Origin of the sequence: Rhodopirellula sp. UBA1907 (assembly GCF_002337565.1) — a bacterium.
Classification (GTDB): Bacteria; Planctomycetota; Planctomycetia; order Pirellulales; family Pirellulaceae; genus Rhodopirellula; species Rhodopirellula europaea.
Genome location: NZ_DDGH01000094.1, coordinates 325,420 through 329,482, shown reverse-complemented (window position 1 = coordinate 329,482; position 4,063 = coordinate 325,420). Strand labels below are relative to the sequence as shown.

Here is a 4,063-nt window from a genome sequence, read left to right as displayed (position 1 = left end):
GGTGATTTCAACCTTGCGAGCACGGCACATAAGAACTGCACGACTTCCGAGATGGAGAGGGGAAGCTAATTTTCTTGTCCGTGCTATCGGGGCATCAATACAAAACACTTAGCAGACCAAGGCCAGCCTTGGTTCCACCACCACAGAATCGAGATAAGTATCCAAACGGTTTGTTCCAACATGCCCAGCGAAGCATCGGGGATCAATTCGTCGCATGCCCGACGGCGTCGTTGTAGAACTCGACCAGGTCCTTGCGGAGTTTTTTGAGAGACGGTTCGTGGATGTACATCATGTGTCCGCCTTCATAATGCTTGATCGTCAGGTTCTTGCTTCTTTCCGGCGACAGCCCCATGTGATCGATGGTGTATTCCATTGCGAAGTGTGGCGTTGCCAAATCGAAGTAGCCGCAGGCGACGAACAATTTCAACGACGGGTTGGCGGCCATCGCACCACGAAGCGTTTCCGATGCGTCGACGTAGCGTCCTTCAAACGGTTTGTAGCTCCACGGGTGCACGTTGCCTGTGAGAATCTCGTAGACACGGCGATCCTTGTAGTTCAAATCGCGATGCATGTAGTCGTTCAGGCATGCCGTGAAGGGGCCAAAGATAGCAGCACCGCTGGCATCGAACTCGGGTGTCTCGCCGGCTGAGTCACGATCGATGCTGGTGTAGCGTCCGTCGAATCGGCCGACCGTCAAACCTTCGTCGCGAAGCAGTTCTTTGCCGAACCGTTGCATCGAAAGCTTCAAGTTGGAGGACAGCAGGTAGTCTTCTGAAAATCCGGTCAAACGAGCCAGTTCCTTGGCGACGCGTTGGCGTTCTTTCTTGCCGATGCTGGTTCCTTTCAACAGCGCGGGAGCGTATTGCCGGTAGGCGAACTTCTCTGACTGCGCGACCACCTCGGCCAATGGCAGCGACTGCAGTTCGTCGTCCAGTTGTTTGTGGTAGTAAGCGGTCGCGGTGTAGGTTGGCAAGAAACAAACGTCTGGGACGTCGTTGCTGGGCGAGAATCGCAGCGTTTGAAAGTTGATCGCGCCCGAGATCACAACGGCGCCATTGAGTTCCATCTTGTAGTGATCACGCAGGTAACCGCTCAGTCCAGCGACGCGGAGGCCACCGTAGCTTTCACCCAGGATCACCTTTGGTGAAAGCCAACGTTCGAAGATCGTGGTGTAGTCGTGAATGAATTGGCCAACGCTACGAACGTCTTCGTTGTAACCATGAAATTCACTCTTGTTGACGTCCTTTGCCGGACGGCTGTAGCCGGTGCTGACCGGATCAATGAAGACTAAGTCTGTGATGTCGAGCAGGCTTTGGTGATTTTCATCCAAGTGATAGGGCGGTCGCAGAAACGACGCGTCATCGGGAAACCGGATGATCTTTGGTCCGAGCATCCCAAGGTGCAACCAAACCGATGACGAACCCGGGCCGCCGTTGAAGCAGAAAGTGATCGGACGCTTGGTGACGTCGTCTGTTTTGCGTGTGTAAGAAACGAAGAAGACTTCCGCCTTGGGATCGAGTTCGTCCGTTTGCATGACGAGTCGACCGGCGGTGGCGGTGTAGTCAATGGTCTCGCCGGCGACGCTGAACGAATGCTCGGTCGAGACGAATTTGTCCGTCAGCTCATCGTTTGTCTTTTCGGCGGCAGCTTTGTCTTTCGATGCAGATGTGTCATCGGCGTTCACCTGAGTACTCAGGAAAAACAACACCAACAAGCTCGCGAAACATTTCCAATTCATCGGGTCCATCTCAGTTGTGACATTCGGGAAGCATTCAAGACGCGGTCCGCCAGATCGCCAGTGTACTTGCTGGTTGGCTGTGTGATTTCACCACCGGGATGACGATCCACGAGCGGGTCGCTTCCGGAAGCCTCACCACCGATACGCTAGCGGAATGGAAGATGACTCACCTCTGAAGCCGGCCGTTCTGTCGCGGTTTTGACTATTCAAACGCAGTGTCAATCGAACGTTGACGTAAATGCAAATTGAAGCCAATGGCTTGGTAGACAGGTGTCACTCGCCTAGTCTGTCCGCATTCATCGCAAGCATTGCGTTTGCGTTTTGTCGGAAGTGGTGCATAGCAAAAAGAGCGAGGCGACATTATGGGTTTGGTTCAAGAGTTTAAAGAGTTTGCACTCAAGGGCAGTGTCATTGATTTGGCGGTCGGTGTTGTTATCGGCGGTGCGTTCAGTGGCATCGTGAAATCGTTGGTTGACAACATCATCATGCCACCGATCAATTTGTTGACAGCTCGTTCGGGGGTCAACTTCAAAGAGGCTGCTCTGACAATTGAAACGGAGTCGCCCAAGTTGGATGATGCGGGGAAGATTATCGAAGGCGACGGTGCCGGGTTGGTCGTTCAGGATTATCCGATTTTGAACTACGGCCCATTCACTCAAACCATTTTTGAGTTCCTGTTGATCGCCCTTGCCTTGTTCGTAGCGATTAAGCTGATCAACGCTGCTCGGTCGCGAATGGAAGATGAGCCAGAAGAGGAAGAAGTCGCCAAGCCGAGTGAGGACATTCAACTATTGCGAGAAATTCGCGACGCCCTTCAAAAGAGCTGAGGACAAGATGAGCCACCGACATTCGTTTGCATTTGTTTTTGCCGCCGCACTCATTTGCCAATCGATTGGAAGTGGCGATCGCGTTTCTGCCCAAGACGCCACGCTCGACACATCATCGAGCGATGTGGTTGAAGACCGATTCATTTACAAGACGGTCGAGGATGAATCTTCGGGGAAGTCCACGGAACTGCACGTCGACTGGACGCGACCGGCGGATTGGTCGGCTGACGATTCACGTCCCGCCGCGGTGTTTTTCCATGGCGGAGGTTGGACGGGCGGGAAGCCGGGCCAGTTTGCGATGCATAGCAAGGAGCTGGCCGGCCGCGGAATGGTTTGCTTCCGAGTGAAGTATCGTTTGCTGGACAGGAAGTCAAAAACTCCGCCGGACAACTGCGTCGAAGATGCCTCGGATGCGTTTCGTTACATCCGAGCAAACGCCAACAAGTTTGGCATCGATCCAAATCGGATGGCATCCGGTGGTGGCTCCGCGGGCGGTCACCTGGCAGCCTACTTGGGCACGATGGATGACCAGGTCGTCGATGGTGTTTCGCGAAAACCCGCGGCGATGTTGCTGTTCAATCCGGTTTACGACAACGGTCCCGGCGGATGGGGAACGGCACGCGTCGGCGACGAATTTGCAAAGTATTCGCCCGCTCACAACATCACGAAAGATGACCCACCGTCGATCGTGTTCTTGGGAACCAAAGACAACTTGATCCCAGTTGCAACCGCAGAGCGTTTTCGCGACGACTGCAAAGAAGTTGGCGTTCGCAGTGAGTTGCATCTTTACGAAGGCCAGCCCCATGGTTTCTTCAATGCGAAGAAGACCGATGGGGGAGGGAAGATCTATCGCGACACGATGGAAAAGACGGTCGCGTTCCTAAAATCACTTGATTGGATCGAGTGAAGGTCTTTCGGTCGAGTGAAGGTTACTCGGCCGCGGTCTCTTTCTTGGCGGCTTTGGGCTCGGTCGCCTTCTCATCTTTTTTCACGTCACGAGCTTTGATCGGTTTCGGCATCTCTTTGCCTTCCGGGATGAACTTCATCGAAATCGAGTTCACGCAGTGACGCTCGTTCTTGGGCGTCAGGCGTTCGCCGTGAAAAACGTGACCGAGGTGGCCGTCGCAATTGGCACAGACGATTTCGATTCGGCGCCCATCGGCATCACGTTGACGCTTGACCGCGCCTTCGATTTCATCATCAAAGCTGGGCCACCCACAATGGCTGATGAATTTATCTTTCGCGTGATACAGCGGGGTGTTGCAGCGTTTGCAGATGTACGTGCCTGGATCCTTGGTCAGTGTGTAGCCGCCATCCCCAGGTGGTTCGGTGCCTTTGTGCAAAATCACGTAGGCTTCCGCTGGGCTTAGCTTGTTGAACGGGCTCGAATCCATCTTCAGCTCATATCGGTTGTGGGTGGAAAGTGGCGTGGTCTTCTTGGTGGTCGACGCCTTTTCAGTCTTGGCGGTTTTCTCGGTGTCGCCTGCTTCGGTGTCAG

Annotated in this window: 4 protein-coding genes; 2 read left to right on the top strand and 2 right to left on the bottom strand. The window is 54.0% G+C overall.

Features of this window, described 5'->3' with window-relative positions; all coding sequences use genetic code 11:
- Window positions 1-202: 202 nt before the first annotated feature.
- Window positions 203-1,738: a S10 family peptidase gene (locus tag B2R17_RS22880; protein WP_286765821.1), complete on the bottom strand. Its 1,536-nt coding sequence runs from the start codon at window positions 1,736-1,738 to the stop codon at window positions 203-205.
- A 362-nt stretch (window positions 1,739-2,100) separates the two neighbouring features.
- Between B2R17_RS22880 and mscL the strand changes: the two genes are divergently transcribed.
- Both mscL and B2R17_RS22870 read left to right on the top strand, forming a co-directional pair.
- Complete coding sequence (gene mscL / locus B2R17_RS22875; RefSeq protein WP_007327836.1) at window positions 2,101-2,565, top strand: large conductance mechanosensitive channel protein MscL; 465 nt, start codon at window positions 2,101-2,103, stop codon at window positions 2,563-2,565.
- Window positions 2,566-2,572: 7 nt separating this feature from the next.
- Window positions 2,573-3,472, top strand: a complete 900-nt coding sequence (locus tag B2R17_RS22870) for an alpha/beta hydrolase (protein ID WP_286765820.1) — start codon at window positions 2,573-2,575, stop codon at window positions 3,470-3,472.
- A 22-nt stretch (window positions 3,473-3,494) separates the two neighbouring features.
- Here B2R17_RS22870 and B2R17_RS22865 read toward each other — a convergent pair.
- Window positions 3,495-4,063 (bottom strand): methionine-R-sulfoxide reductase (locus B2R17_RS22865; RefSeq protein WP_286765819.1); only part of this gene is annotated, 569 nt, incomplete at its 5' end.